General features: G+C 70.9%; 30 protein-coding genes. 19 read left to right on the top strand and 11 right to left on the bottom strand.

Annotated elements, in window-relative coordinates:
• Window positions 1–16 precede the first annotated feature (16 nt).
• The 11 genes from HNR73_RS30435 (at window position 17) to HNR73_RS30385 (ending at window position 8,097) form a co-directional block, all read left to right on the top strand.
• Window positions 17–1,279, top strand: coding sequence for a phage major capsid protein (locus HNR73_RS30435; RefSeq protein WP_184791131.1), 1,263 nt, complete (start codon window positions 17–19; stop codon window positions 1,277–1,279).
• 198 nt (window positions 1,280–1,477) lie between these two features.
• Window positions 1,478–1,804 carry a hypothetical protein gene (locus tag HNR73_RS30430; protein ID WP_221331204.1) on the top strand — a complete coding sequence of 109 codons (327 nt, stop codon included), beginning with the start codon at window positions 1,478–1,480 and terminating at the stop codon, window positions 1,802–1,804.
• Complete coding sequence (locus HNR73_RS30425; RefSeq protein ID WP_184791129.1) at window positions 1,804–2,157, top strand: hypothetical protein; 354 nt, start codon at window positions 1,804–1,806, stop codon at window positions 2,155–2,157. Before HNR73_RS30430 ends, HNR73_RS30425 begins: the two co-directional genes overlap by 1 nt.
• A 13-nt stretch (window positions 2,158–2,170) precedes the next feature.
• Window positions 2,171–2,860, top strand: a complete 690-nt coding sequence (locus HNR73_RS30420; protein ID WP_184791128.1) for a hypothetical protein — start codon at window positions 2,171–2,173, stop codon at window positions 2,858–2,860.
• A complete protein-coding gene (locus tag HNR73_RS30415) occupies window positions 2,860–3,243 on the top strand; it encodes an HK97 gp10 family phage protein (protein ID WP_184791127.1) in 384 nt (127 codons plus the stop codon). The genes HNR73_RS30420 and HNR73_RS30415 overlap by 1 nt, the downstream gene beginning before the upstream one ends.
• Before the next feature lies 1 nt (window position 3,244).
• Window positions 3,245–3,610, top strand: a complete 366-nt coding sequence (locus HNR73_RS30410) for a hypothetical protein (RefSeq protein ID WP_184791126.1) — start codon at window positions 3,245–3,247, stop codon at window positions 3,608–3,610.
• Window positions 3,611–3,612: 2 nt separating this feature from the next.
• Entirely contained in the window at window positions 3,613–3,750 is a 138-nt protein-coding gene (locus HNR73_RS30405; RefSeq protein ID WP_184791125.1) for a hypothetical protein, read from the top strand.
• A 4-nt stretch (window positions 3,751–3,754) separates the two neighbouring features.
• Window positions 3,755–5,338 (top strand): hypothetical protein, encoded by a 1,584-nt coding sequence (locus tag HNR73_RS30400; RefSeq protein ID WP_184791124.1) that lies wholly within the window; start codon window positions 3,755–3,757, stop codon window positions 5,336–5,338.
• Window positions 5,335–6,201, top strand: a complete 867-nt coding sequence (locus tag HNR73_RS30395; RefSeq protein WP_184791123.1) for a hypothetical protein — start codon at window positions 5,335–5,337, stop codon at window positions 6,199–6,201. Before HNR73_RS30400 ends, HNR73_RS30395 begins: the two co-directional genes overlap by 4 nt.
• Window positions 6,198–7,370: a DUF5047 domain-containing protein gene (locus tag HNR73_RS30390; protein WP_184791122.1), complete on the top strand. Its 1,173-nt coding sequence runs from the start codon at window positions 6,198–6,200 to the stop codon at window positions 7,368–7,370. The genes HNR73_RS30395 and HNR73_RS30390 overlap by 4 nt, the downstream gene beginning before the upstream one ends.
• Window positions 7,360–8,097 (top strand): hypothetical protein, encoded by a 738-nt coding sequence (locus HNR73_RS30385; protein ID WP_184791121.1) that lies wholly within the window; start codon window positions 7,360–7,362, stop codon window positions 8,095–8,097. Before HNR73_RS30390 ends, HNR73_RS30385 begins: the two co-directional genes overlap by 11 nt.
• 830 nt (window positions 8,098–8,927) lie before the next feature.
• Here HNR73_RS30385 and HNR73_RS30380 read toward each other — a convergent pair.
• Entirely contained in the window at window positions 8,928–9,305 is a 378-nt protein-coding gene (locus HNR73_RS30380) for a winged helix-turn-helix transcriptional regulator (RefSeq protein WP_184791120.1), read from the bottom strand.
• A gap of 47 nt (window positions 9,306–9,352) precedes the next feature.
• On the opposite strand from HNR73_RS30380, the gene HNR73_RS30375 reads away from it, so the two are divergent.
• Together HNR73_RS30375 and HNR73_RS30370 are read left to right on the top strand one after the other, a co-directional pair.
• Window positions 9,353–10,204 carry an SDR family NAD(P)-dependent oxidoreductase gene (locus HNR73_RS30375; RefSeq protein WP_184791119.1) on the top strand — a complete coding sequence of 284 codons (852 nt, stop codon included), beginning with the start codon at window positions 9,353–9,355 and terminating at the stop codon, window positions 10,202–10,204.
• Between the two features lie 10 nt (window positions 10,205–10,214).
• Window positions 10,215–11,279, top strand: coding sequence for a winged helix DNA-binding domain-containing protein (locus tag HNR73_RS30370; RefSeq protein WP_184791118.1), 1,065 nt, complete (start codon window positions 10,215–10,217; stop codon window positions 11,277–11,279).
• Here HNR73_RS30370 and HNR73_RS30365 read toward each other — a convergent pair.
• Complete coding sequence (locus HNR73_RS30365) at window positions 11,232–12,491, bottom strand: APC family permease (protein WP_184791117.1); 1,260 nt, start codon at window positions 12,489–12,491, stop codon at window positions 11,232–11,234. The genes HNR73_RS30370 and HNR73_RS30365 overlap by 48 nt on opposite strands.
• 107 nt (window positions 12,492–12,598) lie before the next feature.
• Here HNR73_RS30365 and HNR73_RS30360 point away from each other — a divergent pair, with 107 nt between their 5' ends.
• Complete coding sequence (locus HNR73_RS30360) at window positions 12,599–13,054, top strand: Lrp/AsnC family transcriptional regulator (RefSeq protein ID WP_184791116.1); 456 nt, start codon at window positions 12,599–12,601, stop codon at window positions 13,052–13,054.
• A 7-nt stretch (window positions 13,055–13,061) separates the two neighbouring features.
• Here HNR73_RS30360 and HNR73_RS30355 read toward each other — a convergent pair whose 3' ends face one another.
• A complete protein-coding gene (locus tag HNR73_RS30355) occupies window positions 13,062–13,946 on the bottom strand; it encodes a LysR family transcriptional regulator (RefSeq protein WP_184791115.1) in 885 nt (294 codons plus the stop codon).
• Between the two features lie 125 nt (window positions 13,947–14,071).
• Here HNR73_RS30355 and HNR73_RS30350 point away from each other — a divergent pair, with 125 nt between their 5' ends.
• On the top strand, window positions 14,072–15,076 hold the full coding sequence (locus HNR73_RS30350; protein ID WP_203685759.1) for an NADP-dependent oxidoreductase: 1,005 nt from the start codon (window positions 14,072–14,074) through the stop codon (window positions 15,074–15,076).
• A 43-nt stretch (window positions 15,077–15,119) separates the two neighbouring features.
• Here HNR73_RS30350 and HNR73_RS30345 read toward each other — a convergent pair whose 3' ends face one another.
• The 3 genes from HNR73_RS30345 to HNR73_RS30335 all read right to left on the bottom strand — a co-directional run bounded on the left by HNR73_RS30345 (window position 15,120) and on the right by HNR73_RS30335 (window position 17,059).
• Window positions 15,120–15,899 carry an SDR family NAD(P)-dependent oxidoreductase gene (locus HNR73_RS30345; RefSeq protein ID WP_184791113.1) on the bottom strand — a complete coding sequence of 260 codons (780 nt, stop codon included), beginning with the start codon at window positions 15,897–15,899 and terminating at the stop codon, window positions 15,120–15,122.
• 71 nt (window positions 15,900–15,970) lie between these two features.
• Window positions 15,971–16,549 (bottom strand): TetR/AcrR family transcriptional regulator, encoded by a 579-nt coding sequence (locus tag HNR73_RS30340; protein WP_184791112.1) that lies wholly within the window; start codon window positions 16,547–16,549, stop codon window positions 15,971–15,973.
• A gap of 54 nt (window positions 16,550–16,603) precedes the next feature.
• Window positions 16,604–17,059: a MarR family winged helix-turn-helix transcriptional regulator gene (locus HNR73_RS30335; RefSeq protein ID WP_184791111.1), complete on the bottom strand. Its 456-nt coding sequence runs from the start codon at window positions 17,057–17,059 to the stop codon at window positions 16,604–16,606.
• Window positions 17,060–17,158: 99 nt separating this feature from the next.
• Here HNR73_RS30335 and HNR73_RS30330 point away from each other — a divergent pair, with 99 nt between their 5' ends.
• Complete coding sequence (locus tag HNR73_RS30330; RefSeq protein WP_184791110.1) at window positions 17,159–17,590, top strand: hypothetical protein; 432 nt, start codon at window positions 17,159–17,161, stop codon at window positions 17,588–17,590.
• A 56-nt stretch (window positions 17,591–17,646) separates the two neighbouring features.
• Here the strand turns inward: HNR73_RS30330 and HNR73_RS30325 are convergent, their stop codons facing one another.
• Window positions 17,647–18,621: a serine hydrolase gene (locus HNR73_RS30325; RefSeq protein ID WP_184791109.1), complete on the bottom strand. Its 975-nt coding sequence runs from the start codon at window positions 18,619–18,621 to the stop codon at window positions 17,647–17,649.
• A gap of 127 nt (window positions 18,622–18,748) precedes the next feature.
• Here HNR73_RS30325 and HNR73_RS30320 point away from each other — a divergent pair, with 127 nt between their 5' ends.
• Window positions 18,749–19,483, top strand: a complete 735-nt coding sequence (locus tag HNR73_RS30320) for a PIG-L deacetylase family protein (RefSeq protein ID WP_184791108.1) — start codon at window positions 18,749–18,751, stop codon at window positions 19,481–19,483.
• Here HNR73_RS30320 and HNR73_RS30315 read toward each other — a convergent pair.
• Entirely contained in the window at window positions 19,470–20,360 is an 891-nt protein-coding gene (locus HNR73_RS30315) for a LysR family transcriptional regulator (RefSeq protein ID WP_184791107.1), read from the bottom strand. The genes HNR73_RS30320 and HNR73_RS30315 overlap by 14 nt on opposite strands.
• Before the next feature lie 73 nt (window positions 20,361–20,433).
• Between HNR73_RS30315 and HNR73_RS30310 the strand changes: the two genes are divergently transcribed.
• Complete coding sequence (locus HNR73_RS30310) at window positions 20,434–20,823, top strand: RidA family protein (protein ID WP_184791106.1); 390 nt, start codon at window positions 20,434–20,436, stop codon at window positions 20,821–20,823.
• Here HNR73_RS30310 and HNR73_RS30305 read toward each other — a convergent pair.
• Genes HNR73_RS30305 through HNR73_RS30295 form a run of 3 tightly spaced genes read right to left on the bottom strand, consistent with a single transcriptional unit; the run spans window position 20,820 to window position 23,469 of the window.
• Complete coding sequence (locus tag HNR73_RS30305; RefSeq protein WP_239121936.1) at window positions 20,820–21,794, bottom strand: formylglycine-generating enzyme family protein; 975 nt, start codon at window positions 21,792–21,794, stop codon at window positions 20,820–20,822. The genes HNR73_RS30310 and HNR73_RS30305 overlap by 4 nt on opposite strands.
• A complete protein-coding gene (galE, locus tag HNR73_RS30300; RefSeq protein ID WP_184791105.1) occupies window positions 21,767–22,735 on the bottom strand; it encodes a UDP-glucose 4-epimerase GalE in 969 nt (322 codons plus the stop codon). The genes HNR73_RS30305 and galE overlap by 28 nt, the downstream gene beginning before the upstream one ends.
• A gap of 8 nt (window positions 22,736–22,743) precedes the next feature.
• Entirely contained in the window at window positions 22,744–23,469 is a 726-nt protein-coding gene (locus tag HNR73_RS30295) for a CDP-alcohol phosphatidyltransferase family protein (protein WP_184791104.1), read from the bottom strand.
• A gap of 156 nt (window positions 23,470–23,625) precedes the next feature.
• On the opposite strand from HNR73_RS30295, the gene HNR73_RS30290 reads away from it, so the two are divergent.
• Window positions 23,626–24,036: a CBS domain-containing protein gene (locus HNR73_RS30290; protein ID WP_184791103.1), complete on the top strand. Its 411-nt coding sequence runs from the start codon at window positions 23,626–23,628 to the stop codon at window positions 24,034–24,036.
• The last annotated feature ends 67 nt before the right edge of the window (window positions 24,037–24,103 follow it).

The following is a 24,103-nucleotide window of genomic DNA, read 5'->3' as shown; positions in this document are numbered from 1 at the left end:
TGTCTGGAGCCTTCCCATGAACGCCGTCATCGCACGTCTACAGGCCGAGCGCGCCGCGCAGGTCGAGTTCATCGACCAGCTTCTGTCCAAGGTGGAATCCGACGAGCGCGACCTCGTCGACGCCGAGACCTCCAACCTGTCCGCCGCCCGCGAACGCATCGCCGCGCTTGACGCGCAGCTGGCGCCGCTGGTCGAGTTCGAGGAGTTGCGCGCCGACTCCTCGGCGACCATGACCCGCGCCATCGGCGGCGCGACCACGAGCCCGCGATCGGCCGCGCCGAACGCCCCGGCCGCCGACGGGCCGGTGTATCGGACCGCCGGTGAGTTCGTGCTCGATCACCTGCGCGCCAAGGGCGGCGCCCCGCACCTCGGGATCCCCGCCGACGCCGGGGCCGCCGAGCGCTTGGAGCGCGCCGCGCGCGCCGTCGCCAAGCAGACCACGGCCGAGACCCCCGGCATCCTGCCGGAGCCGATCGTCGGCCAGGTCGTGAACTTGATCGACACCAACCGTCCACTTCTGACCTCGCTGGGCATCAAGCCGCTCGGCGGGATCCCCGGCAAGTCGTTCTCCCGCCCGAAGATCACCCAGCACACGACCGTCGGCAAGCAGACAGCGGAGAAGACCGAAATCCCGTCGCAGGCCCTCAAGATCGACCCGATCGACTTCACCAAGGAGACCTACGGCGGGTGCGTCAACGTGTCCCGGCAGGACATCGACTGGTCGGCACCGGGGGTGTGGGACATCCTGATCTCTGACCTGGCCAACATCTACGGCAAGACCACCGAATCCGTGGCCGCCACGGCCTTCGGGACCGGGGTCACGCAGACCGTCGCCGCCGCCGACGACACGCTCAAGGGCTGGTCGGCCGCGCTCTACGGCGCCGCCGCCACGGCGTACGCCGGGGCTGGGGAGCTGCCGGACCGGATCTGGTGCTCTGTGGACATGTGGGCGGCGATGGGCAGCGTCACCGACGCCGCGCGTCTGTCCTTCGGGAACACCCCGGCCGGATCGGGTGACCTGTCGCGGTTCTCCGGCGACGTGCTCGCCCTTCCGCGCGTCGTGGTCCCGGGCCTGGCCGAGAAGTCCGTGATCGTCGGCTCGTCGTCCATGTTCGAGTTCTACGAGCAGGTGATCGGGCTTCTGTCCGCAGTGGAGCCTTCGCTGCTCGGCGTGGAGGTCGCCTACGGCGGATACGTGAGTTACGGCTTCCTGGAGGCCAAGGCGTTCTGCAAGGTCACGCCCCCCGCCGCGAAGCCCGATTCGGCGCCGAGCAAGTGAAGGCGCTTAAGGCAGCGATCACGGCGGCGTACTGGCGGCTGGTGTCGCGCCCGCCGCTCGTGCGCGTGTGGCTCGCGCTGGCCGCCGTCGGGCTCGCGCCCGGCGGCGGCCGGGCGCGGCGCCTTCCCCGCTGCCGGATCTGCCTCTGCCGCGTCCCTTTCGGACTGACGAACGGCCGGGGCCGGCCCAAATCCGGGGGTGTCCACCGTGGACGGTTACCCCGACGTCGGCAAGGTCCGCGCGTGGCTAAAGCTCGCGACGTCCAGCGTGGATGACGCCGAGCTCGGCGTCATCCTGGCCGCCGAGATCGCTTCGCAGGGCCGCGCCTGCCGCGTTCCCGCCGACGGGCCCGACGCCGACCAGTACGCCGCCCTGCTGCGCCGCTGCGCTCGCGCGGTGGCCGCTCGCGGTGTCCCGCTGGGCGTGATGGGCGGCGCCGACGAGTACGGGCCGGTGCGCCTGCCCGCCATCGACTCCGAGCTTGAGCGCCTGGAGGGGCCGACTCGCAAGGTGGTGATGGGCTGATGCAGCAGCAGACGCGGCAAGCGATCGCCAACGCGCTGTCCAGCGTGGACGGCATCACCGGCTACGGCCACATGCCCGACACCCCGGCGCCCTTCGATGGGTGGCCGGAGTGGGTGCAGACCGTCCCCCGTGGAGGCTGCGCCGACGGCGCGGCGATCACCTGGCACGCCCTGGTCGTCCTCCCGGCCGCCGACTCCACGACCGCCATCGACGCCGCTGACCCGCTCGTCGCGTCCCTCCTGGACGCGCTCACCGAGGTCGGGACCGTCGAGCTGATCGACCCCGTGCAGATCGCCGGGACCGACACCGCCGGGAACCTCGTCCCCGGTCTCCGCATCCGTCTGACCACATGAGAGGCCCGAGGCCATGAGCATCACCAAATCCCGCGTGAAGAAGGGGAAGCTGACCTTCACCGGCACCGACGGCGTAGAAGTCGACTTCTCCTGCCAGCCCACCAACGTCACCATCGGAACCGACTACGACGAGTCCGGCGACACCGTCGAGGTCCTGTGTGGAGACACCGACGTCCCCGAGGTCACCACCTCCCGCAAGCTCAAGGTCACCGCGATTCAGGATTTCGACTCGCCCGAGGGCTTCCAGGCTTTCCTGCTCGCGAACGAGGGCCGGGTGGTTGAGTTCGAGTGGTTGCCCAACGCCGACGGCGGGCCGACCTTCAGCGGCACCGTTCAGTGCCGCGTCGGCGACATCGGCGGCGACGTCGCCTCCTCGCTCACGTCCGACCTGGAGCTTCCGATCTCGCGTTGGGACCCTCCTCAGTGGCCGAACATCCCCAAGCCGGTGTTCACCGTCGCCGAAGACAAGACCGACACCGACCGCAAGACCGCCAAGGTCACCATCACCAGCGGCGGACCGGCCGCGATCGGCTTCGGTGACACCGACACCGCAGACGACACCGTTGCCACCGCCGACGGTGCGGCCGTCACCCACAAATACACCGAGACCGGGGAACTGACCATCACCGTGTCCAACAAGGGGGGTGGCACCACGCAGACCGTGACCATCCCGTTCACCGACGGCACGCGCAAGGCGCCGTGATGACCACCCGCCCCGATGTGGACGTGATCGGCGCCGAGCGCCTGCGCATCTCCCTGCGCAAGGCCGGGGCCGAGGTCGCCGACCTCAAGAACGCCAACGCCAAGGCCGCCTCCATGGTGGCCGGGGCCGCCGCGTCGTCGGCACCCCGCCGCACCGGCCGCCTGGCCGCGACGGTGCGCGGTAACCGCGCCGTCGGCAAGGCGATCATCCGCGCAGGCCGGGCGTCCGTCCCGTACGCACTGCCCATCCACTGGGGATGGCCCGCCCGAAACATCGCCCCCAACCCGTGGGTGAGCGAGGCCGCGCGCCGACTCGAACCGGTCTGGCTCGCGGTGTACGTCGACGACCTCCAATCCATTCTCGACAAAATCGAAGGAGCCTGAAATGGCTGCACGCAAGGGATCTGGAACCGACCGCCCGGCGCCGGCCGAAACCGCGGAATCCACTCTGGACCTCCTCCCGGTGGAGGTGCCGGGCATGGACGAGGTGACCCACCGCGAGCTTGACGAAATCCACAAGCGCCTGCGCCTCGACCTCTACTCAGAGAAGACCGCACCGGGCGAGAGGTTCGCCGCCCTCGAATGGGTCGGGCGACGCCGCGCCGGTCGCGAAGTCCCGTTCGCCGTCATCTACGAACGGTCGGGGATGTCGACGTGGGCGAAGGTCCGCGAGGCCGCCGACGCCGCCGCCGACGGCGAGACCGACGGCGAGGACGAGCCGGAGGACCCTACACGGACCCCGAGGGGTTGACCATGCTCCGCGCGCGCCTGGCATACGCCTACCAGTGCTCCCCTGTGGACCTGCGGGACCTGACGTGGGGCGAGACCCGGGCGATGTGCGCGGTCCTGGAGGACGTAGCCGAAGCACAACGACGAGCCGCGAGGAGGTGACGACATGGCCGCACCGGCAACCCTGCTGATCCGCATCAACGGCGACGCGTCCAAGGCCCGGCAGGCCATGGGCAGTGTCGAGAGTGGCATGTCCAAGATGGCCCGCGTCGCCGGAGGCATCGGCACGGCCCTCGCCGGGGCGTTCGCCGTCGACTCCGTGCTCACCTTCGCCCAAGAGTCGATGACCGCCGCGAGCAACGTGCAGCAGTCCATGGGCGCGGTGGAATCGGTGTTCGGGAAGGCCGCGCAAGCCGTCAAGGGCTACGCCGACACGTCGGCCGAAACCGTCGGCCTGTCCAAGAACGCCTACGCCGAACTCGCTAGCGTGCTCGGCGCGCAGTTGAAGAACATGGGCACCCCCATGGGGGAACTGTCCACACAGACCAACGACCTCGTTACGCTCGGCGCCGACCTCGCCGCGACCTTCGGCGGGCCGACGAGCCAAGCGGTGGAGGCGCTGGGGAGTCTCCTACGTGGAGAGCGCGACCCGATCGAGCGCTACGGCGTCAGCATCTCTCAAGCCGCCGTGAACGCCAAGATCTCCGCTCTCGGGCTGGACACCTCGACGGCCGCCGCGCAGCGCAACGCCAACGCGCAGGCGACCTTGGCCCTGCTGGCCGAACAGACCGCCGACGCGACCGGCCAGTTCGCGCGGGAGTCCGGTTCTGCGGCAGGGGCGCAGCAGATCGCGAATGCGAACTGGGAGAACGCTCAAGCCGTCCTCGGGCAGCGCCTCTTGCCCGCCATGACTGCGGTGAGCGAGTTCGTGTCCGGCACGCTCGTGCCCGGTCTGATCGCGGTCGGGTCGGCCGTCGGGTCGTTCGTCTCCTGGATCACCGGGACCTCGACGGCCGCGCAGATCCTCGTGCCGATCATCGGCGGGTTGACGGCGGCGTTCGCCGCCTACTTGATCGTGATCGGCGCCGTGCGGGTGGCCACGGCGATCTGGACCGGTATCCAGCTCGCATGGAACATCGTCATGGCCGCCAACCCCCTGGCGTTGATCATCTTGGGCATCGTCGCGCTCGTCGCTGCGATCGTCATTGCCTACAAGCGATCCGAGACTTTCCGCAACATCGTGGATGCGGCGTTCTCCGCCATCGGTACGGCCATATCGACTGTCGTCGATGGAGTGGTGGCGGCGTTCGAGTGGTGCCGGGACAAGGCCGTGGACGCCTGGGAGACCTTGACTGGCGCGATCGACACCGCCGTTTCCGGGATCACCGGGTTCTTTGACGGGCTGATAGACAAGATCGAGGCCGTGATCGGCTGGTTCCAGTCCATCAAGGTCCCCGACTGGCTATCCAGTGCGGGGGACTGGATCGGGGATCTGTTCAGCTCCCCGGTCCCGCCGGTGCAGGTCCCAGTGTCCTACATGGCCACCGACGCACTCCCCGGTGCGGGCGGGCTGCGGGCCTTCGCGGCCGGTCCGTCGTTCCGGCTGTCCGGGTCGGCGCTGGCCGCGATCTCCCGGCCGGTCGTGCGCGTCTACATCGGTGAGACGGAGCTGACCGGGATCGTCCGCACCGAGGTGCGCGCCGAAGGCCACGCGCTCGCCCGCCGGATCACCGGGAGGGCAACGCGATGACCACGCCACCGGCCGCGCCGACCGTCACCCCCGTCTATGAGGGCATCGCGCCCTATGTGGAGGTGATCGTCACCCCGGGCGCCGACAATCAGACCATCACTCTGTACCGGACCGACGCCACGGGCCTGCACACCGTGCGCGGCGCCGTCCGCGCGCTGGTGTCCGGTCCGGCCGTGTTCCTCGACTTCGAGGTCCCTTTCGGAGAGACGGCCACCTATACCGCCGTCGGCTACGACACCATCGGCACCGCCTCGCCGTCCTCGCCACCGTCGGCGCCGATCACCATGGACATCACCGGATGCCCCGTCGTCCACGACCCCACCGACGTGTCCACCGCGATGCGGTGGCGCGTCGCCGACTGGGAAGAACTCACCTACGGGCGCGCCGCCGAAGTGCTGCGGCCGATGCTCTCCGCCCTGGCCGTCGGGCTCATCGGCACCCGCCAAGAACCCGAGTCGACCATGGTCGTGCTCACCAAGACCGACGACGAGGCCGCCGCGATGCGCGAGCTGACGCGCTCCCCGACCGTCCTTATCAGACCGCCCGCGTCGTGGGGCTGGCCCTCGCGGTACTGGCTACTGGGCGAGGTCTCCGAGCGGCGCCGCTCACCCAAGCGCGGCGACGCCCCCGCGCGGCTGTTCGAGTTCGCGTTGACGGCGGTGGCCGCACCCGGCACCACGATCACGTCCTACCTGTACACGTGGGCAACGGTCGTCGACGCCTACGACACGTGGGCCGACGTGATCGCCGAGAAACCGTCGTGGCTGGAGTTGCTGCGCCACGTCCCGCCCACGACCAGCAACGACCCCGGCGAGGAACTCGACGAGCCGCACGCCGCCGCACGCCTGCTGGACACGCCGTGATCCGCCACAGCGAGGCCCTGGCCGCCGTCATCCGGTCGAGTCACGAGGTCATCACACGCGCCGACCTCTGGCACGGCGGGCGGCTCGTCCGCGCCCGGATCCCGCTCGTGGAAGGAAAAGTAACGCTGTCGTCCACCGAGGACATTCGAGGCCGGCTCACGGCGACCATTGTGGACCCGACTGGCGACCTCGTGCCCATCGGCGCCGGTGGCCTGTCCCCCTACGGTTCACAGCTCCACGTCTGGCGCGGCGCCCGCATCCCCGGCGCCCGCTCCGAACTCGTGTCGCTCGGCTGGTACCGGATACAAGAGACGAAGGTGATCGAGTCCTACCGGCAGAACCGCGCCGGTGTGTGGGTGTCGGGCGGCGCCCGTATCGAGGTAGAGGGACTCGACCGGATGTCGGCCGTACAGGATTCCCGGTTTCTCGCACCCGGGAAACCCAAGCGCGGCGCCACCTGCGTCGGCGAACTCCGTCGGTTGTGCCGGGGCCTGATCCCTCTGTCCACATGGGCTGTGGACGACGAGCCCGTGCCCAAGTCCCTCGTGTACGAGGAGTCCCGGTTGGAGGCCGTGCAGACCCTCGCCAGTGCCCTTGACGCCGCCGCCTACGCCGGGCCCGACGGAACAATGATCGTGCGCGAACTCGCCGCCGGAAAGAGCAGCGTCCACACCTTCACCGGGTCGGCCTCCGGCGGGCTCCTCGGGTGCGCCTTCGTGACGAGCCGCGACGGCGTTTACAACGCCGTGGTGGCGCGCGGCGAGGCGTCCGACAAGAAAGCGCCCCGGCAGGCGACCGCCTACGACGTCACCCCCGGCGCGCCGACCCGATGGGATGGCCCGTTCGGGCGCGTCCCGACGTTCTACGTCTCCAAGGTCATCAAGACCAAAGCGCAAGCCGAGAAGACCGCCCGGTCCCGTATGGACTCGCTCATCAGGGGCCGAGACCGCGAGATCGCGATCACCGCCGTCCCGGTCCCGTGGCTGGAGCCCGGCGACGTCGTGACCGTCCGCACGCCGCGCCTGGAGTTCTCCGGCCGCCTGCTCACCGTCGACATGCCGCTGTCGGCCGCCGGGGGCGCGGCGACCTACACCGTCCGCGCCCTGGAATCCGGGATCACGACCCTTGACCCGTCCGAACCGATCGAGGAGACCTACCGTGCCGCTTGACCTCGCCGACGTGCTGCGCGCCGCCCCGGCCACGATCACCCGAACCGGCGTCGTGACGGGCGTGGACGGTGACGACGTGACCGTGAACCTCGACGGCGGGGAAGTGGAGGCAACCCACCTGGCCGCCTACACACCCGCCGCGCAAGACGTCGTGCTCATCCTCGGCACCCCGGGCGGAACCTGGTACGTCCTCGGCAAGCTCGGCACCAACGACGAGCCCCTACCGCCCGCGCCGCCGTCGGCGCCGACCGCCGGAACAGACGTGTTCGTGCCGGTGGAGTCCGGCACCTACCGCGACGGCGTGCGCCAACCCACCACCGACGACGTGCGCCAGGGCGGCGACGCGACCGGCGCCGTCTACACAGGAGCCTGGTGGTACGCCACCACCCCCGGCGCGACCCTCGCCGGACTCACCGCCACCGGCGGACGGGTCTGGATCGACCGGGCGCCGTCCGGCCCGGCCGGACCGGCCGACGTCGTCGCCTACCTCCACGCCGACCCCGAACCCACCCCCGGACCCCCGACAGAAGCCGCCGCGCTCCACACCATCGGCGCCCTCGACCACGGACAAGGCGCATGGCTCGAACTCCCCGCCGCATGGCCGCCCCTGCTCGCCGACGGCACCGCGCGCGGAGTCGCGCTCTCAACGGCCGGACCGGCGCTGACCGCCGTCGGCCTGTCCGGCGACCCGCAATCCGGCGCGCTCGAAATCGACTGGACCGAATAGGAGACCGACTCATGGGGACCACGCCGAACATGCAACTGCCCTACCCCGAGAGCAGCGACCCGCCCAACGGGCCGGTGCAACTGCGCGCACTCGCCGAAGCGGTTGAGGCCGCTTTCGGCAACGTCTGTGATGTCGCTTCCGGGGTCGTAAGGTTCGCCGCACCCAAGCCCAACGTTCCCCAGACACTTGGGGTCAGATTCGACCTCAAAGGCGGTAACCGAATCATCGCGTTTTCGAACCCGTTCACGACTGCCCCGCAGAATGTCCAGTGCGCTACGGCCAACCTCAGCCGCACCGGCATGAGCGTCGTCGGCTACCGAGTCAACGACCAGCCCTACAGCGCCCATTGGATCGCCATGGCGATCGCCGTGCCCGAGGACGGCGCCCCCGTGGACGACACCGGCCTACTGCTGCCGTACGGCGACGAAGGACCCCCGGGCGGCGACGAGTTAGCGCACGCCCTCGCTTGCCCCCCGGGTGCCCCCTGGGGGGCAACTGGGCCGTTCTCGGCTATGGTGGGTTTCTCAAATACCCCCAAAGACGTCAGTGCAAATCGGGACGTCCCTGGTCAGAATGGGTCTAGAAGAGGGGTTCAACTCCCCCCTTCCCCACCAGGGAAACCCCGGCTTCGGCCGGGGTTTTTTGTCGCGCCTGGCAAGGCCGCGGCGGCCACCGCGAACCGGCCCGTCCGTGCAGCGAATCCGGCCCTTTCGCGAACACCGGCGACTTCGGACGGTCCGCGGGGAAGGGGCATATCTCGTTTCGCGGTTCGGGCGTGGCGCGGCTCGCGGCCCGCCCGCGATTCCCGCCACGTGACCCTCATCTCTCCCTCACTCGCCCTCCGCGTGCTCCATCGCCCAAGCCGCCAGCCCCGCCAGCGCCCCCAGCAGCCCTCGCCCCTTCGCCGTCAGCGCGTACTCCACGCTCGGCGGGTTCGTCGCGAACACCGTCCGGTCGACCAGTCCGTCGGACTCCAGCGATCGCAGCGTCCGCGTCAGCATCCGCTGGCTGATCCCCTCGATCGACCGCTCCAGCACGTTGAACCGCCGCGGCCCGCCTTTCAGCACCGACAGCACCAGCAGCGTCCACCTGTCCCCGACCCGCCGCACGGCCGCCGTCACCGGGCACGCCTCGTACTCGTTTCGCGGCACCGGATCCGGCAGTGGCGCCGTGACCACGGAGGGAACATCGCTGTGCGTACCCGACATGAAACTGCCTCCTTGCGCGCCCTCGGCGGCGCCCTCACGATCGCCCCATGACCGACGATACGCAGACCGGCACCCGCACCATCGTGATCAGCGGCGGCACCGACGGCATGGGCCGCGCCCTCGCCCTGGGGCGGCTCGCGCGCGGCGACACCGTCGTCGCCATCGGCAGCAACGCCGCCAAAGGCGCGGCACTGACCCGGGAGGCCGGCACGTCGCGCCTGACCTACCTGCGCGCCGACCTGTCGAGCATCGCCGAGAACCGCCGCGTCGCCGCCGAGATCACCGGGCGTTTCCCGGCCGTCGACGCCCTCGCGCTCTTCGCCAACCGTGTCGCCAAGTACCGCAGGGAAACCGTCGACGGCCTCGAATCGGTCTTCGCGACCTACTACCTCAGCCGTCACCTCCTCTCCCACGCCCTGCTCCCGGCGCTGGCGGCGGCGCCCCGGCCGGTGATCGTCAGCGTCGCCGGCGTCGGTGCGACCGCCGGAGCCGTTTCCTGGGACGACATGCAGCTCACCCGCCAGTACGGCATGGTCGCCGCGCAGCTCCACGGCGGCCGCTGCACCGACCTCCTCGGCGTCGCCTTCGCGCGTGAGGAAACCCGGGTCCCGTTCGTCATGTACCACCCGGGCTTCACCCGCAGCGGCGACACGTCCTTCCTCAACCCGGTCCTCAAGACCGTCATGTACGGCCTGCGCGTCTTCGCCAAACCCATCGCGAAGTCCGTCGCGCCCATCCACGACTGGATCGACCGCCCCCCGGCGACCCCCCTCACCGCCGACGACCGGGGGAAACCCGTCGACCCGTCGCTCAAGACCCTCGACCCCGGCGACGCCGCCAGACTCGCCGACTACACCGCCGAACTGTTGCGGACCGTATCCGTCCGCAAGGGCTCTTAACCTCGTCCTCATGAACGTCCTCACCGGCCACGTCCTGAACCGCACCGCCCTCGCCCGGCAGCTGCTCCTCGACCGCGTCGACCTCCCCGCCGCCACGGCCGTCGAACGGCTCGCCGGGCTACAGGGCCAGGAGGCCAACACCCCCTACCTGAGCCTGTGGGCCCGCCTGCGCGACTTCCGCCACGACGAACTGACCCGCGCACTCGAAGACCGCACGGTCGTCCGCTCCTCCGTCCTGCGCGGCACCCAGCACCTGGTCACCGGTGAGGACTTCGGCTGGATGCGCGCCCTGATGCAGCCCCTCCTCGCGCGCATCCGGCAGTCGGCCTTCGGACGCGACACCGTCGGCGTGGACCTCGACGAACTGGCGAAGGCCGCGCGGGAAACCCTCGCCGGCCGCACCCTCACCCGCCCGCAGCTGCGCGACGTGCTCGCCGAGCGCTGGCCCGGGGTGCCGCCGCTGTCGCTGGCCTGGTCGGCGCAGATGCTCGTGCCGGTCGTGCACCCGCCGCCCAACGGGACCTGGAACAAGGGCGGGGCGACGCCTTTCACGCTCGCCGAGGAGTGGCTCGGCCGTCCGCTGGAGGCCGAGCCGAGCAGGGAACTCCTGGTGGAGCGCTACCTTCGGGCCTTCGGGCCCGCGAGCGTGAAGGACGTGCAGATGTGGTCGGGCCTGACGCGGCTCAAGGAGGTCGTCGCGGGGATGGACCTGCGGGCCTACCGCGACGAGTCGGGCCGTGAGCTGTACGACGTGCCCGACGGTGAGCTGTCCGAAGTGGACGAGGCACCGGTCCGGCTGCTGCCCTACTTCGACAACCTGATCGTCGCCTACGACGACCGTTCGCGCATGATGACCGCCGAGGTCCGCAAGCGGGTCTGCGTCGGTGCGGTCATCTACCCGACCGTCCTGGTCGGCGGGCGGGTCCGCGCGATGTGGGACCTCGTCGGGAAACGCGTCCTGCGCGTCGAGACCTTCGGCGGGTTGTCGACAGCCGAGCGCGCCGCCGTGACCGCCGAGGCCGAGGCGCTACTGGACTTCGCGGGCATCGGCGACGGCGAGGTCGCCTTCGCCTGACCGCCACCACGCCACGGCCGCCAGCGCCACGGGAAACACCAGGAACCAGCCGACCGAGGCCAGCGGGATGATCGACGAGACCGTCGCGGTGATCGCGATCCGCCGTCCCCTTCCCCTGGGCAGCAGCCGGATCGCGGCGGCGCAGCCCAGAGTGGTGACCGCCGCCAGGAAACCCACCGTGACGCGCATGAGCTCCTCGATGCCGACGCCCAGCAGCGACTGGCCCAGCAGCGTGACCGCGGTCAGTCCGCCCAGGACGGCGAGGCTGCGATGCGGCACCTGGCCCGGCCGCGACCCGCGCGCGAGCGCGGCGGGGAACACGCCGTCACGGCCGAGGGCGGCGCCGAGCCTGCCGGCACCGGCGATGTAGGCGTTGACCGCGCCGAAGCTCAAGGCGAGCGCGACGACCGCCGTGACCCAGCCGGTGCGCGGCCCGAGTCCGACGGCGAGGAGCGCGGCGAGCGGGGTCTCCTCCGTCGCGGCGGCGCCGCCGAGCACCCCGATGGACACCGTGGACAGTCCGAGGTAGAGGACGGCGACGGTCGCCAGCGCGCCCGCGGTGACCCGGCGCAGGTCGCGGGCCGGGTCGGCGAACTCCGCCGAGAGGTGACTGGCCGCCTCCCAGCCGACGAAGGCGAAGAACAGCACCCCGACGGCGTCGAGGACCCCGGCCGCGCCGTGCGGGGCGAAAGGCCGGAAGTTTCCCGCGTCGAAGTGCCCGGCGGCCGCGACCGACGCCGTCGCGAGCAGGACGACCAGCAAGGCGGTGAGCGCCAGCTGAGCCCGGCCCGACAGGCGCAGCCCACGATGGTTGACCGCGAACGCGACCGCGAGCAGACCCAGGGCGACGACCATCGTCCCGCGCTCGCCGAGTCCGGCGGCGCCGGCGACGTACCCGGCGCCGATCAGGGCGCCGGCCACGACACCCGGTGGTATCGCCAGGTAGAACCACCAGCCGACCGACGCGGCCGCGCGGGCGCCGAAGGCGTGCCGGACGAAGGTCGAGACGCCGCCGCCGTCGGGAAACCGCGCACCCAGTGCGGCGAAGGTCGCGGCGACGGGGACACTGAACGCCAGCAGCAGGGTCCACGCGGCCAGCGACGCCGGTCCGGCGGCGTCGGCGGCCAGTCGCGGGAGGACCAGGACACCGGGGCCGAGCACCGAGCCGACGTAGACGGCGACGCCCTGCCAGGGGCCGAGTCGGGTGGTCATCGCGAACCTCCATATGTGCGGTGTGGAGGTGCGAAAGCTAGTCATCTGCGTTGAATAAGTACCCTCGAACCGAACGATCGTCCGGAAACGATGGCAGAATCGGGCCTGTGGACGAACGCGACGCCGAACTGATCCGCCTCATTCAGACGGATGCGCGCCTGTCGAGCCGAGAGCTGGCCAGGCGCCTGGATATCTCGCCCTCGACGTGCCTGGAGCGGTTGCGCTCGCTGACCCGGCGCGGGGTGATCAAGGGCTATCACGCCGACATCGACCTGCCCGCGCTCAACCGTGGGACGCAGGCCTTCGTGGCGGTGGTGCTGCGCCTGCCGGCGCGGCCGCAGATCGACGCGTTCAAGGCGGCGGTCGGGGAATGGTGGGAGGTGCTGTCGCTGTCGGTGGTGAGCGGCGAGGACGACTTCGTGCTGCACGTGGCCGTGGAGAACCCGGAGCGGTTGCACGCGTTTCTGGTCGACCGGCTCGCCAAGCGCAAGGAGATCGCGCGGTTCCGGACGACGCTGATCTTCGAGCGGACGGAGCGGGCGGTGGTGGAGTACCTGGGGTAGGGACGACCTAGACCCCCACCGGCGTCTCCCGCAGTCCGCGGATCAGCTCGCGGACCGCCGCGCCCTGCGCCATCCCCGGCGCGACCACGTACCCGACCTGCCGCTTCGGTCCGTCCGGTCCCAGATCCCGCGTCACGATTCCGCCCGGCGCGCCCAGCAGTGACAGTTCCGGCACCACCGCCATGCCCATGCCCGCCGCGACCATCGACAGGACCACGCCGTCGTCCTCGGCCGTCACGGTCGCCGTGGGCATCCAGTCCTGGTCGCGCCACCAGCCGCGGGTGTGCGACGAGCAGTTCTCCGCCCAGTCGACCAGCGGCAGCCCGCGAGGGTCCGGTGCGCTCGCGGGATGGACGAGCAGGTAGCGCTCCTCGAAGAGTTTCCCGGACAGCAGCCCTTTCGGGATCGGGTACGTGTCGGGGTTGAGGGTGGCGACGGCCAGGTCGGCGCGCCCGTCGGCGACCTCGCCGGTCGTGCCGGGACCGACCTCGCGCACGATGTTGACCTGCGGCGACACCCCCGGGTGTCGTGCCGCGAGCCGATCGAGCACGCCGGGCAGGACGTGCACGGCGGCGCTGCGGAAGGCCGCGATCCGCACGGTCCCCGTCACCTCGCCGCCGCCGGCGGCGTGGACCTCGGCGCCCATGGTGTCGAGCAGCCGCAGGATGTGCCGGGCACGTGCGACGGCCCGCGCGCCCGCCTCGGTCGGGGCCGCGCCCTGCCGTCCGCGCGTGAACAGCACGACGCCGAGTTTGCGCTCGGCGGTCCGCACCGCGTGGGACACGGCCGACTGCGTCAGTCCGAGCCTGGCCGCGCCGGCGCCGAAACCGCGCGCCTCGGCCACCGACACCAGTACGCGCAGCTCATGGGGGGCGAGTTCGGAGGTGGTCACGCGGCAACGCTACCCCGGCACATGAGCCGCGCTCATGGATCGCCCGCCATCCATCGACGCCGACCCCTGATACCGGCGCGCGAACCCGGATACCAATGAGCCCTGACCCCCGAGAGGAGCCCACGATGGCCACCGCCACCACAGTTCACCAGGTACGACGCCCCAGCGGCCTGCCGACCCCGGAGGACTTCGCCTTCGTGCGCGGCCCTCTGCCCGAGGTCACGACCGGGACCGCGCTCGTCGAGAACCTGCACCTCTCGGTCGACCCTTACATGCGCGAGGCGATGGACTACGACGGCTGGGGCGGCGGCAACGACCTCGACACGCCCCTCGAAGGCCGCTCGATCGGGCGGGTCATCGCGTCGAGGACACCCGGCCTCGCCGACGGCGACCTCGTCTTCCACCGCAAGGCCTGGCGTACGCACGCGCTGGTCACCCCCGAGGAGGCGACGGTGCTGCCCGGCTGGGCGGGCGTCCCGATCCGGACGCGCCTGAGCCTGCTCGGCGGCACCGGCCTGAGCGCCTACGTCGGCCTGACGCGGATCGCGCGCCTCCAGCCCGGCGAGGACGTCTTCATCTCGGCGGCCGCCGGGGGCGTGGGCACCGCAGCCGGGCAGATCGCGCGGCTGCTGGGCGCCCGGCGCGTCATCGGCAGCGCCGGATCGGCGGCGAAGGTGCGTCACCTGGTCGACGACCTGGGCTTCGACGCCGCCTTCGACTACCACGACGGCCCGGTCGGCGCGCAGCTGGCGAAGGCCGCGCCCGAGGGCGTCGACGTCTTCTTCGACAACGTCGGCGGCGACCATCTCGAAGGCGCCATCGAGAACCTCAGAACGCACGGCCGTGTCGCCTGGTGCGGTGCCGTCGCGCAGTACAACGACCTGGGAAACCCGCCACCGGCGCCCCGGAACCTCTACGACGTGGTGTCCAAGAGCATCCGCCTCGAAGGTTTCCTCGTCCGCGAGTACAACCACCTCCAGGGCGAGCTGGAGGACCTCCTCGTCCCGCACCTGCGCTCGGGTGCGCTGAAGCCCGACGAGACGGTCGTCGAGGGCATCGACAACGTGGTCGCCGCCTTCATCGGGATGCTGAGAGGCGAGAACCTCGGGAAGATGATCGTGTCCCTGTAGACCTGGGAGGGCCGGAGGGTCTCCCTCCGGCCCTTGGCGTTTCCTAGACCTGCTTGAGGATGCCGCCGTCGACGTGCAGGTCGGCGCCGCTGATGTTGTTCGGCGACAGCATGAACGCCACCGCCCGTGCGACCTCCTCGGGCGTGGTGATGCGGCCGGTGTCGGGTGCCATGCGCTCCATCGTGGCCGCGACGAAGGTGTCGTGCGGGATGCCCAGCGAGTCGGCGAGGGCGCCGCTGAAACCGCTCGGGTCGGTCCACACCGCGGTGCTCACCGGGCCGGGGGAGACGGTGTTGACCCGCACGCCCTGCGGCCCGAACTCGATGGCGAGGGCCTTGCCGAGCGCGGTCAGCGCCGCCTTCGAGACGTCGTAGGCGATCGGCCCGCCGGGGCGGCGAGCGCCGATCGAGGAGATGTTGACCAGCGCGCCCGCGCGTTCGACGAGGCTCGGCATGGCCGCGCGGCTGACGCGCAGGGCGCTGTAGAAGTGCAGGTCGAAGTTGTGCCGCCAGGCGTCTTCGGGCAGGTCGAGGAAACCTCCGAGCACGAAGTCGCTCATGTCGCCGATGCCGACGTTGTTGACCAGGATGTCGATGCCGCCGAGCTCGGCGGTGGCGCGTTCGATCAGTTCGGCGGCGCCTTCGGGCGTCGACAGGTCGACGGTGACCGGCACCGCCGAGGTCTCCTTCAGTTCGGGGGTGATGCTGCGCGAGCCGGTGACGACGCGAACGCCCTCGTCGACGAGGGTGCGCACGACGGCGAGGCCGATGCCCTTGCTGCCACCGGTGACGACGGCGGTCTTGCCGGTGAGTCCGAGATCCACGGGGTGCTCCTTGTTCTTGACTTGCGGGTACAAAATTAGGGTGTGCCCCGGTTCCCAGGGGGAATCCGGGTCTAGAGGGCGGCGATCGCCGCGTCGACGACCGGCCGCAGCGTGGCCGGGTCGGTCGTGGTCTTCATGAGCACACGCAGCCCGACGAGCGTGGCGAACAGGTGCGCGGCCAGGGCCTTCGGGTCGCGGTCGGCGGCGATCTCACCGTCCCGGCGGCCCTGTTCGAGGACCGCGGCCAGCGCGCTCTCGGTACGCGCGAACATCGTCCGCACGATCCGCGCCGACTCCTCGTCGCTCCGCGCCAGTTCCGCGGCGGTGTTGACCGCGAGGCAGCCGTCGCCGGCCGCCTGCGGCGGCGAGGGGTCGACGGTCGCGTCGAGGATCCGCCGGACCCGCTCGCGCACCGGTCCGGGCTCGGCCATCAGCTCGGTGAACTGGCGGGCCGCGCCCTCGGCGTACCGGCGCAGCGCCGCCAGGAACAGGTCGTGCTTCCCGCCGAAGGTGTTGTACAGGCTCCCCTTGCCGATGCCGAGCTCGTCGACGAGGTCCTGCGGCGTCGTGGCCGCGTAGCCCTTCGACCAGAACGTGTGCATGGCGCGGTCGAGCGCGACGTCGGGATCGAACTGCTTGGGACGGCCCATGCCATGAGCCTAAGCCGTTGTTTACCTAGAGGTCCAATATTCGGGCTGTGACCGTCATCGCGTGTCGCGGGTCGGCAGCCCGAAGTCCTCGGCGACGTTGGCGAGCAGCTTCCGGAAGCCCTCGGCTCGCTCGCCCAGGCCCGCCAGCAGCTCCACCTCGATCGACGCCGCCGCCCTCGCGCACAGGACGTAGAGGCGCTCGCCCTCGTCGGTCACGTCGATGACCTGACGGCGGCGGTCGGCCGGGTCACGTTCGCGTTCGATCGCGCCGGCCGACTCCAGGAAGTCGAGCAGCCCGACCATCAGGCTCGGCGCGACGCCCATCTTGTGCGCCAGTTCCTGCTGCGAGATGAGCGGGTCGAGGAGCAGCACCTGGAGGACCCCGGCGTGCTTGGGCTTGAGGCCGAAGGCGCCGATTGCGGTGGAGAAGCGCTCGGTCGCGATGGCGCCGAGCGTGCCGAGCTGGAAGGTGGCGGTGCCGGCGAGCGCGCCGGCGTCGATGTCACTCACGCCCTTCATGCTACAGTCCAAGAATCATTCAGATAGTGAATGATATAGGCTCTGGATAATCTTGTTCATGAATGCTTTAGTTCGAGAATGGAATCGGTCATGACCTTCACCGCCACCCCCGCCTCCGCGACCGCCCTCACCACCGCCTCCCGCCCCGCGACCGCTCGCCTCGGTCGCGTCCTGGTCGCCGTCAACCTCATCGCCGCGCTCCTGGCCACCGGCTCGGCCGTGCTCGCCCTCGTCGACCCGGCGATCCTCGGAGCCCCGGCCGTCGACTCCTGGCTGGAGCTGTACGCCTACGCCTACGCCGCCCGCGCGGTCCCGGTCGGCTTCGCCGTCGGTGCGGTGCTCCTCGTCGCGGGGCTGCGCACGCGCCCGGCCGTGCTCGTCGCGCTCACCGTCGCCGGGGTCGCGCAGGTCGGCGACCTCGCGATCGGCGCCGTCCAGGGAATCCCCGGGATGATGGCCGGCTCGGCGATCGGCGCGGTGATCCACCTGGCCTCGGTCGCGGTCATCGCCCGCCGGAAGTGAGACGAGCGAAAGGCCCCGGCCCTCTAGTGAGGACCGGGGCCGGGTGGGCACGCGGATCAGTTGCCGTTCGAGGGCCGGAACTCCTCGATCGGGAAGGCACCGGCCGCCGAGCGGCTCAGTCCGGTCGCGGTCTTGACCTCGTCGAATATCTTGCGGCCGAGGACGGCGTGGGCCTTCACCGCCGGGTTGGTGCCGCCGTAGTTGCCGGAGTCGGGCACCGAGTCGGCGAACATGGCGTAGGTGAGCGTCGGACGGCCCGAGGCGTCGAAGATGACCCCGGCCTCGTGGCGACGGTCGTCGTCGGCGCCGTACTTGGTCGCGACCCGCGCCCGCTCCGCCGAGGACATGTCGCGGCGGACACCGTCGTGGTAACCCGACAGGCCGCGCAGCACGCCCACCAGGAACTGCGAGGACCGCGACGACAGCAGCGTCCCGCCGACGAGCTTGCGCAGCAGCAGGTTCATCTCGTTGGGCGTGGTCTTGCCCAGGAAGAAGCGGTTCGGGCCCGAACCGGGCTCGACGCGCGTGTAGGTGAAGCCCTTCGCGGCCAGGATCGCGTTGGTCTCGTCGGTGCCGCACAGCGAACCGCACAGCCGCACGCAGGTGTTGTCGGAGACCAGCAGCATCGTGGTGAGGAAACCCGCGACGGTGAGCTGGTCGCCCCACACGGTCTGCAGGAAGTACATGCCCGACCCGGCCAGGATGATGTCGCCGGTCAGCGACACCTTCTGGTCGAGCTGGAGGAGGCCGCGGTCGACCTTGTCGAGGACCGCGGTGGCGACGGCGAGCTTCTGCACGCTGGCGCCGTCGATGACCTTGTTGGGGTCGTCGGTGATGATCGAGGTCCAGGTGCCGGCCGCGTCGACCTTGGTCACCTTCGTGTACCAGTTCCCGCCCGCGGCGGCCGTCTGGGCCTGGTAGGCCTCGTTGAGGGTCGCGTTCGACGCCCCGGCGGGCTGGGCCACCCCGATGGTCGCGGCGAGTGCGCCGCCGACGCCGAGTCCGATTGCCTTGCGCCTATTGAAAGTCACTCACATGACCTTAACCAGCGTGATCTTCGTCCGTGGCCCCGAGTGTCCACAAGGGATTTAGCGGAAATATGTGCGGCTCGTGCACAACCCACCGGGGGCCCTCACACGTAGGGGCATACTGATCGGCATGCCTGAACCGCTTCTCCCGATGCCCGCAGACTGGCAACGCGCGCTCGCGATCGTCGCCCACCCCGACGACATGGAGTACGGCGCCGCGGGCGCCGTCGCGCGCTGGACCGGCGAGGGCCGCGAGGTCGCCTACCTCATGGTCACACGCGGGGAGGCCGGGATCGACGGGATCGCGCCCGCCGAGTCGGCGCCGCTGCGCGAGGCCGAGCAGATCGCCAGCGCGGCGGTCGTCGGCGTGTCCACCGTGGAGTTCCTCGACCACCGCGACGGTGTCGTCGAGGCCGGACTCCCGCTGCGCCGCGACCTCTCACGCGCGATCCGCCGCCACAAGCCCGAACTCGTCATCACCCTCAACCACCGCGACCACTGGGCGCCCGGCACCTGGAACAGTGCCGACCACCGCGCGGTCGGGCAGTCGGTGCTCGACGCCGTCGGCGACGCCGGGAACCGCTGGATCTTCCCCGAACTCGTCGAGGAGGGCCACGAGCCCTGGGGCGGTGTCCGCTGGGTCGCGCTGGCGAACTCGCCGCGGTCGACGCACGGCCTCGACATCACCGCGACCCTTGACGCGTCCGTGGCGTCGCTCGCCGAGCACAAGGCCTACATCGCGGCCCTGTCGGACAAGCCGGTCGAGGAGTACGCGCGCGAGTTCCTGAGCATGATCGGCAAGGCCAGCGGCGAGCGGATGGGATGCGCGCTCGCGGCCTCGTTCGAGCTGATCACGACCGGCTAGCGGCCGCGAGGGCGACGTCGAGGAAGGCCTCGACGAGGACGTCGGCGTCGCCGTGGCGACGGGAGACGGTGATCGCGGTGACCGCGTCGCGCGCGAGTCCACGACGCACGACGCCCGTGAGCGCGACGCCTTTCGGTGCGATCGTGACGGCGAGTCCGGCGGCGACGAAGGCGATGAGCGTCGGCCATTCGACGGCCTCGTGTCCGACGTCGGGGGTGAACCCGGCGGCGCGGCAGACGCCGAGAACGCGGTCGTGGAAGGCGCGGCCGGCCCGCGCGGGGAAGAGCGCGAAGGTCTCGCCGGCGAGGTCGGCCGCTTCGAAGTCGGGCGCGGTCGCGAGCCGGTGGCCTCTCGGCAGCACCGCCACCAGCGGCTCGTGCGCGACCGCGCGCACGGCGACGCCCTCGCTCGGTTCGGCGTCGCGGCCCACACCGACGTCGATGAGCCCGTCGCGCAGGGCGTCGGCCTGTGGATCGGTGGTCATCTCGCGGATGTCGAGGGCCACCGTCGGGTGCCGTGCCCGGAACGCGCGGACCACCCGGGGCAGGAACGACGACGCCAGCGACGCGGCCATCCCGACGCGCAGGCGCCCGCCTTCGCCCCGGCCCGCGCGGCGGGCGGCGTCGACGCCGTGGGCGACGAGCGCCAGGGCGGCATTCGCGACGGGGAGGAGCTCGGCCCCGGCGGGGGTGAGGGCGACACCGCGGGGATGACGGGTGAAGAGCGCGTGGCCGATCTTCGCCTCAAGGCGCTGGATCTGCTGACTCAGCGGCGGCTGCGCGATACCGAGCCGCCGCGCGGCCCGTCCGACGTGACCCTCCTCGGCGACGATCGCGAAGACCCGCAGCTGGCGGAGCTCGACTTCGGGCAGGTCCATATCGCCGACGATATCGTGCCCGGCCCCACCGCGTATTGGACGTATCGCCTGGTCCGGGGCTAGCCTCCGGTCCATGAGACGCGCCATTCTTTCCGGTTCCACCTTCGAAGAGCAGATCGGCTACGCCCGCGCCGTCGTCGACGGCGACTGGATCCACGTGTCCGGTACGACCGGTTTCGACTACGCGACGATGACGATCGCCGACGACGTGGTCGCGCAGGCCGAGCAGTGCCTGCGCAACATCGAGGCGGCCCTGACCGAGGCCGGCGCGGGCTTCGCCGACGTCGTGCGCGTGCGGTACATGCTCCCCGACCGCGAGGACTTCCCGGCGTGCTGGCCGGTGCTGCGCGCGGTGTTCGGCGAGGTCCGCCCGGCCGCCACGATGCTGGAATGCGGGCTCGCCGACGCGCGCATGCGGATCGAGGTGGAGGTGACGGCACGGCGAGGGTCCGGGAGGAGCTAGGCCCCCACCACGCACCGGAACCCGGTGTTCCCGCTCGACGAGTCCGGCGTGTTCCGCGTCCTCGCCGCCACGCGGTACCGGTTGCAGTACGAGTCGTGGCACAGGTACGACCCGCCGCGCACGACCCTCGCGTCCCCGGTGCTCGGCCCGCGCGGATCCTCCCGCGTCCCGGGCGCGGCCACCGCATGCCAGTCGGTGCTCCACCGGTCGGCGCACCACTCCCACACGTTGCCCGCCATCTGGTACAGCCCGTACCCGTTCGGCGGATACGTCTTCACCGGCGCGGTACCGACGAAGCCGTCGTCGGCGCTGTTCACCCGAGGAAAACGCCCCTGCCAGATGTTGGCGCGGTGCCTGCCCTTCGGCGTCAGCTCACCGCCCCACGGGTAACGCGTGCCGACGAGCCCGCCCCTCGCCGCAGCCTCCCACTGCGCCTCCGTCGGCAGCGACTTCCCCGCCCACGCGGCGTAGGCGCAGGCGTCGTACCAGCTCACATGCGTCACGGGATGGTTCTGCGCCACGCCCGAATGCGGACCACCCGGATGCCGCCAGTCGGCGCCCCGCACCGGCAGCCACCACGGCGTCCCCGGCACGTGCGCGTCGACGACGGCGGCCCGGTCGGCGGGATCGAGCAGCAGGTGGAAGACGTACGACCAGCCTTCGCGCTCGGCGGTGGTGACGTGACCGGTCGCCTTCACGAAGGTCGCGAACTTGGCGACCGTCACCGCCACCGGATCGACGCTGAACGGGCCGAGCACGACCTCGCGGACCGGTCCCTCACCGTCACCGGCGTTGGCGTCGGGATCCTCACCGCCCAGCAGGTACGTCCCTCCCGGGACGGCGACCATGCCCTTGAGCACCGACGCCCGGTCGCGCTCGGGGGGCGTGAAACCCAGCGGGACGACGTCCGGCGACGCCGCCCCCGCCGGGGTGCAGCACGGCTTCAGCGCGCGGCCCGCCAAGCGGTCCACGCGTCGGCGACCATGTCGGTCAGGCCCCGGCTCGCACGCCAGTCCAGGTCGCGCTCGATCTTGGCCACACCGGCCACCGACCGCGCCGGATCACCCGGCCGCCGCGCCACGACCTCGGCCGGCACCTCAAGGCCCGTCACCGCACGCACGGCGTCGAGGACCTCCAGCACCGACGAGCCCGTGCCCGTCCCGACGTTGTAGACCTCGCCGACCGAACCCGGTTCCCGCCCGATCAGGTGATTCACCGCCACGACGTGCGCGTCGGCCAGGTCGGCGACATGGATGTAGTCGCGCACGCCCGAACCGTCCGGCGTCGGATAGTCCCCGCCGGTCACACTGACCGTGCGGCCCTCGTCGATGCAGCGGAACACGATCGGCACGAGGTTCCCGACCGACGTGTCGCCCAGCGCGGGCTCGTCGGCGCCGACCACGTTGAAGTAGCGCAGCGCGATCCACGAGAACCCACAGGCGGCGCTCGCGAAACGCAGCATGCGCTCGCCGATGAGCTTCGTCTCGCCGTAGACCGAGATCGGGTCGACGACGAGGTCCTCGACCAGCGTCTCCTCGGGCGCCAGCCCGTAGAGGGCCGCCGTCGAGGAGAACACGATCCGGCGCACACCGGCCTCGTTCATGGCGGCGACGATCGCGGCGAGGCCGCCCACGTTCTGCTCGTAGTAGAACAGCGGCCGTTCCATGGAGACCGGGACCGACTTCTGGGCCGCGAAGTGCAGCACGCCGGTGACCTGGTGCTTGGCGAAGGCCTCGGCGAGCGCCGCCTTGTCGGTCACGTCGCCTTCGACGAGCGGCACTCCGTCGGGTATGCGACGGGCGTCGCCGGTCGAGAGGTCGTCGTAGACGACGACGGGCGTGCCTGCGGCGTGCAGCCGCTTGACGGCGTGCGCCCCGATGTAGCCCGCCCCGCCGGTAACCAGCCAGGTCATGCGCCCTCCTAGGTCTGGGGAGCCTTCAGACTATCCAGCGCGGTTTTGGCGATCAGCGCCGCCAGGAACCCTCCGTTGACGAACGTGAACAGGGCGAGCACCCAGATCGTCCACTGTGGAAAGAAGGCGATGACCACAGGGATGAAAACGACGATGGCCCCGTAGTCGCGGATCAGCTTGACCACTCCCACGACGACGGACTCGCTGGCGACGAGGCTGTCGCCGCCGCCGTCCTTGCCCATGACGGAGGTGACGAGGTTGGTCATCCACAGGCCGGCGAAGGCGGCGACGAGCCACGTCGGGGTCTTCGGTTCGAAGGCCATGGCGACCGCGGCGGTCGCGGCGGTGACGGCGGTCTGCTGGGCGATGTCGGCCAGGATGTCGACTTTCGCACCGGCCGGGGAGGTTCGTCCGGTCACGCGGGCGAGCTGCCCGTCGGCGCAGTCGAGGGAGTACGCGAACTGCCACACCACCAGCGCCAGGAGTCCCATGAGCACCGGGGAGACGCGCCCGTCGGCCATGGCGGGGGCCGCGAGGATCAGCGCGACCGACACGGCGATGCCGCAGACGAGGTTGATGAGGGTGACCATGGTCGGCGCGAGGCCGAGGCGGTGGGCGGCGAGCGCGCAGTAGGAACCGATGCGCTGGTTCACGATCATCGTGAACAGGCCGCCGCGGCGGTTCAAGGCGAGGAAGTCGGCGGCGGTGGGTTTGCTCGCGGGGTCGCTGGGCATGCTCGTTTGTGCTCCTTAGGACCGTGGGGACCGCGTGAGGGCGCACACAGCGTACTCAAGATGACTTATTCGTTAAATGTGCCGGTCAAGCCCTTGAGCGGAGGAACGATTTGGGCGAGTATGACCCTACGGACGGCCGGCTGAAGGGTGGCTCCCATGCAGGTACGGAACGCGATGAGCACGCAGGTCCTGTCGATCGGGCCCGACCACACACTGCGGCAGGCCGCGCGCCTGATGTCGCAGAAACGGGTCGGCGCGGCGGTCGTGATCGACCCCGACTCCTCGGGGATCGGGATCCTGACCGAACGCGACATCCTCAACGCGATCGGCGCCGGGCTCGATCCCGACGTGGAGCGGACGGGCTCGCATCTGACCAGTGACCTGGTGTTCGCGCCGCCGACGTGGACGCTGCACGAGGCGGCCTCGGCGATGGTGCGGGGCGGGTTCCGGCACCTCATCATCATCGACGGCAAGGAGCCGTCGGGGGTGATCTCGGTGCGCGACATCGTCCGGGTCTGGTCCCAGGCGATTCAGTCACAGGGCGCAGTAAGCACACCCATGCACTGAGCACGCATACCGACTGTTGTATAGCCTTCCGTCGATTAGTTGACAGCGGAGGGAAAGGCCTTCCCCG

The organism is Phytomonospora endophytica (assembly GCF_014202425.1).
GTDB lineage: Bacteria > Actinomycetota > Actinomycetes > Mycobacteriales > Micromonosporaceae > Phytomonospora > Phytomonospora endophytica.
This window is presented reverse-complemented; position numbering and strand designations above follow the sequence as displayed.

Excerpts from the sequence above, each read along its gene's own strand:
- HNR73_RS30435 (WP_184791131.1), top strand. The coding sequence starts at position 17 with ATGAACGCCGTCATCGCACGTCTACAGGCCGAGCGCGCCGCGCAGGTC.
- HNR73_RS30425 (WP_184791129.1), top strand. The coding sequence starts at position 1,804 with ATGCAGCAGCAGACGCGGCAAGCGATCGCCAACGCGCTGTCCAGCGTG.
- HNR73_RS30420 (WP_184791128.1), top strand. The coding sequence starts at position 2,171 with ATGAGCATCACCAAATCCCGCGTGAAGAAGGGGAAGCTGACCTTCACC.
- HNR73_RS30415 (WP_184791127.1), top strand. The coding sequence starts at position 2,860 with ATGACCACCCGCCCCGATGTGGACGTGATCGGCGCCGAGCGCCTGCGC.
- HNR73_RS30410 (WP_184791126.1), top strand. The coding sequence starts at position 3,245 with ATGGCTGCACGCAAGGGATCTGGAACCGACCGCCCGGCGCCGGCCGAA.
- HNR73_RS30405 (WP_184791125.1), top strand. The coding sequence starts at position 3,613 with ATGCTCCGCGCGCGCCTGGCATACGCCTACCAGTGCTCCCCTGTGGAC.
- HNR73_RS30400 (WP_184791124.1), top strand. The coding sequence starts at position 3,755 with ATGGCCGCACCGGCAACCCTGCTGATCCGCATCAACGGCGACGCGTCC.
- HNR73_RS30395 (WP_184791123.1), top strand. The coding sequence starts at position 5,335 with ATGACCACGCCACCGGCCGCGCCGACCGTCACCCCCGTCTATGAGGGC.
- HNR73_RS30380 (WP_184791120.1), bottom strand. The coding sequence starts at position 9,305 with ATGTCGGGTACGCACAGCGATGTTCCCTCCGTGGTCACGGCGCCACTG.
- HNR73_RS30375 (WP_184791119.1), top strand. The coding sequence starts at position 9,353 with ATGACCGACGATACGCAGACCGGCACCCGCACCATCGTGATCAGCGGC.
- HNR73_RS30370 (WP_184791118.1), top strand. The coding sequence starts at position 10,215 with ATGAACGTCCTCACCGGCCACGTCCTGAACCGCACCGCCCTCGCCCGG.
- HNR73_RS30365 (WP_184791117.1), bottom strand. The coding sequence starts at position 12,491 with ATGACCACCCGACTCGGCCCCTGGCAGGGCGTCGCCGTCTACGTCGGC.
- HNR73_RS30350 (WP_203685759.1), top strand. The coding sequence starts at position 14,072 with ATGGCCACCGCCACCACAGTTCACCAGGTACGACGCCCCAGCGGCCTG.
- HNR73_RS30340 (WP_184791112.1), bottom strand. The coding sequence starts at position 16,549 with ATGGGCCGTCCCAAGCAGTTCGATCCCGACGTCGCGCTCGACCGCGCC.
- HNR73_RS30330 (WP_184791110.1), top strand. The coding sequence starts at position 17,159 with ATGACCTTCACCGCCACCCCCGCCTCCGCGACCGCCCTCACCACCGCC.
- HNR73_RS30320 (WP_184791108.1), top strand. The coding sequence starts at position 18,749 with ATGCCTGAACCGCTTCTCCCGATGCCCGCAGACTGGCAACGCGCGCTC.
- HNR73_RS30315 (WP_184791107.1), bottom strand. The coding sequence starts at position 20,360 with ATGGACCTGCCCGAAGTCGAGCTCCGCCAGCTGCGGGTCTTCGCGATC.
- HNR73_RS30310 (WP_184791106.1), top strand. The coding sequence starts at position 20,434 with ATGAGACGCGCCATTCTTTCCGGTTCCACCTTCGAAGAGCAGATCGGC.
- galE (WP_184791105.1), bottom strand. The coding sequence starts at position 22,735 with ATGACCTGGCTGGTTACCGGCGGGGCGGGCTACATCGGGGCGCACGCC.
- HNR73_RS30295 (WP_184791104.1), bottom strand. The coding sequence starts at position 23,469 with ATGCCCAGCGACCCCGCGAGCAAACCCACCGCCGCCGACTTCCTCGCC.
- HNR73_RS30290 (WP_184791103.1), top strand. The coding sequence starts at position 23,626 with ATGCAGGTACGGAACGCGATGAGCACGCAGGTCCTGTCGATCGGGCCC.